This window comes from Enterorhabdus sp. P55, from assembly GCF_009911695.1.
Taxonomy (GTDB): Bacteria; Actinomycetota; Coriobacteriia; order Coriobacteriales; family Eggerthellaceae; genus Enterorhabdus.
Genome location: NZ_QWKK01000166.1, coordinates 1 through 3,468, shown reverse-complemented (window position 1 = coordinate 3,468; position 3,468 = coordinate 1). Strand labels below are relative to the sequence as shown.

2 protein-coding genes are annotated in these 3,468 nt (G+C 72.0%); both read left to right on the top strand.

All coding sequences use genetic code 11. The annotated features are described in order from the left end of the window. On the top strand, nucleotides 1-1,147 hold a 1,147-nt coding region (tsaD, locus tag D1643_RS10305; protein ID WP_160710534.1), incomplete at its 5' end, for a tRNA (adenosine(37)-N6)-threonylcarbamoyltransferase complex transferase subunit TsaD. An 820-nt stretch (nucleotides 1,148-1,967) separates the two neighbouring features. Beyond that, entirely contained in the window at nucleotides 1,968-3,389 is a 1,422-nt protein-coding gene (locus tag D1643_RS10300; protein WP_160710533.1) for an MFS transporter, read from the top strand. Nucleotides 3,390-3,468 lie beyond the last annotated feature (79 nt).

Sequence of the window (3,468 nt, the reverse complement as noted above, 5' to 3'; positions counted from 1 at the left end):
GGGCGCCGGCGAGGGCGGGTCGGCGCCTGGCGCGGGGGACGCGCGCGACGCCGAGGGCCCCCGCCCCGGCGGCGCCCCTGCATCTGCGTCGACCCCCGCGTCCGAGCCCCCGCGCCCGCTCATCCTGGCCATCGAGTCCTCCTGCGACGAGACGGCTGCCGCCGTGGCCGATGGCGACGGGCGCCTGCTGGCCGACGTGGTGGCCTCGCAGGTCGACTTCCACGCGCGCTTCGGCGGCGTGGTGCCCGAGATTGCCAGCCGCAAGCACATCGAGGCCATCTGCGGCGTGTGCGACGAGTGCCTGGACGTGGCCTCGGCCGCCGCCGGCCGCCCTGTGGCCTGGGCAGACCTGGACGCCGTGGCTGTCACCTACGCGCCAGGCCTCGTGGGCGCGCTCGTGGTGGGCGTCGCCTTCGCCAAGGGCGCCGCGTGGGCGCTTGACGTGCCGCTCATCGGCGTGAACCACCTGGAGGGCCACCTCTACGCCAACAAGATCGGCAACGGCGCCTTCGCGCCGCCGGCCGTCGTCTCGCTCGTGTCGGGCGGCAACACGCTGCTCGTCTCCATGCGCGGCTGGGGCGACTACCGTACGCTCGGCGCTACCATCGACGACGCGGTGGGTGAGGCCTTCGACAAGGTGGCCAAGGCGCTCGGGCTGGGCTACCCCGGCGGGCCGGTCATCAGCCGCTTCGCCGCCCAGGGCAACCCGGACGCCATCCCGTTCCCCCGGGCCATGCTGCACTCGGGCGATCTGCGCTTCTCGCTCTCGGGCCTCAAGACGGCCGTGGTGACCTACGTCAACCAGGAACGGGCCGCCGGGCGCGCCCTCAACGTGCCCGACATCGCGGCCAGCTTCCAGCAGGCGGTGGTGGACGTGCAGGTGGCCAAGGCGCGCCGCGCCCTGGAGGAGACGGGCGCGCCCACGTTCTGCCTGGGCGGCGGCGTGGCGGCCAACCCGGTGCTGCGCGCGGCCTACGAGGATCTCTGCGCCCAGATGGGCGTGCGCCTGGTGATGCCGCCGCTGCACTCCTGCGGCGACAACGCGGGGATGATCGCGCTGGTGGCGCTCGACCGCTACCGCGCCGGGCGCTTCATGGGGCTTGACGCCGACGCCCAAGCCCACGCCGACCTCGACGAGCCGTACTAGGGGTTCGCCTGCGCTGGGGGCGCGGGGGCGCCGTCTGCGCGGGGGCGCCGGGGGCGGCGGCCTCCCTGTGCGCGGCCGGGCGGTGGGGGAAGGCGGTCGTCCCTCATGCGCGGTCGGGCGCCTCGTGGAGGTCCCCTCCGCGGAAGGCCGCCCGCCCGTCGCTCCCTCCTCCGCGGAAGGCTGCGTACTCCGTCGCTCGCGCTCGACCATCTTCTGGCGCACGAAGGTTCCCTTCGACCTCTCGCCCGTCGTCCCCGTCCCTTCGACCCCCTCTACCCGTCATCTCCGCCCTTCCGGCCCCCCGTCCTCCCGGTTCTCTGCGTGCGAGCGCGGTTGGGCGGGAAAACGCTCGAATTCTGGCAAGAGATTGCGGGTTTGCGACATTCTTCAGGCGCCTTGCCGCCTTGTGCTTATAGCCGATTGATGCCGACCAGGCATTTTGCGCGCCGGGCCGCAGCTTTCGTGCGAATGCACCGCCGGGAAAAGTCGCAAACCCGCAATCTCTTGCCAGAAAAGATGCGATTTCGCGTTCGTGACCCCCGAATCCGCCTGCGACGGCCCGCGTTGCGTGCCCCGTGCTCCTCCACGTTGGCCTGCGCCGCGCTTGCTGCTCTCGTCTGCGGCGGTTCTCGCTTGCGTTGCCTTCGGGGGGGGGCGGCCTGCGGCGCCGAAGCCGAGCGGCGGCCCGCCTCGCTTTCCCTGCGGTTGCCGGGGGCGTAGGACGGCGGCGGAATTAAGCCTTGGCTCTGGGCGCGCAAGGCGTACACTGGGAGAGATGTCCGGGTTTCCCGGGCGTCCCTTTTGCGTGGAGAGGACGAGCATGGGCAACGGGAAGGCGATGACGGGGGAGACGCGAGCCGGCGAGGCCGCGGACGCCTGCGCGTCGCGACCCGACGCCGCCACGCGCCCCGCGGACGCCTGCGCGTCGCGCTCCGGAGCCGACGCGGCCCCGCGCGGCGGACGCCCCGTGCGCGACGACCGGCTGTGGACGCCCGTGTTCCTCTTCGTCATCGGCGTCACGCTGTTCACGTTCCTCGTGGGCCAAGGGCTCAACGCCGGCACCTCCGTCTACATCACGACCCTGGGCGGCACGGCCACCTACGCGGGGCTTCTGGCCACGGTGTTCTCGGTGGCCGCCGCCGCGGCGCGCTTCATCTGCGGCCCCATCGTGGACGACCGCGGGCGCCGCGTGGCGATGGTGGCGGGCAGCGTCGTCATGATGGCGGGCACCATCGGCCCTCTGTTCACCGGCGACTCCGAGCTCATGATTCTGTGGCGGTTTCTCCAGGGCGTCGGCTTCTCGGCTGCCACCACCGCCTCGGCCACGGCTGCTGCCGACGTGCTGCCGCGCGAGCGCCTGGGCGAGGGCATCGGCTATTTCGGCCTGGGGCAGGCGCTCGCCATGTCCGTCGGGCCGGCGCTCTCGCTGTTCCTCGTGTCCACCGAGCCGCATGAGAACCTGTTCGTTGGCGTCACGGCGGCCGGCGCGCTCGCGCTCGTGTTCTCGCTGCTGTGCCGCTACGAGAAGAACCCCTCCGTCCTGCCTGCCACGAGTGCCTACCGCGTGCGCTGGGAGCGCGCGCAGCTGGACGCTGGCCAGGGCGAGCGCGCGCTCGAGCGCGCCGAGGGGGACGCGGCTCCGCGTGAGTCGCTCGTGTCGCGCGTCATCGAGCCCAAGGCCCTGCACGGCGCGCTGCCGGCGCTCTGCATCATCCCCTCGGTGGGCTTCGTCATCTTTTTCGTCGGGCTCTATGGAACGGTGCTCGGCGTGGGCAACGCGGGGCTGTTCTACACCGTGTCGGCCGTGTCGATGGTGACCGTGCGCCTCAAGTCAGGCGCGTTCATGGATCGCGTGCCGGCCATCAAGGTGCTCAGCGCGGCCGTGGTCTGCGGCATCGTCGGGTTCCTCATGCTGCTGGCCGCCGGTGCCCTGGAGGGCGACGCGCGCAGTGCCGTGTTCTACCTGGCGGGGCTGCCCTATGGGCTGTGCCTGGGCGTGTGTCAGCCGCTCAACCAGACCATCGCGGTGAAGTGCTCGCCGCCCGAGCGGTGGGGCGCCGCCAACGCGCTGTATCAGCTGGCCATCGACGTGGGCATGGGCGCCTCCACCGTGGTGTGGGGCGTGCTCAACGACACGCTCGGCTTCGGCGCGTCGCTCGTCGGCTCCATCGTCTGCCTGCTCGTCGGCTACGGGATGGCGTGGCTGGCCTACCCGCCGGCCGAGCGGCGCTGGAGGCGCTAGGCGTTTAGTGCCAAGACGTTGTTTACATCCGGGTGGTGACAAATAGGGAGGCCTCCGCCAAGCTGTGAGTTGTCTAGAT

What these genes read in the sequence shown, in the direction of transcription:
- D1643_RS10300 (WP_160710533.1), top strand. Translation starts at nt 1,968, where the DNA reads ATGGGCAACGGGAAGGCGATGACGGGGGAGACGCGAGCCGGCGAGGCC.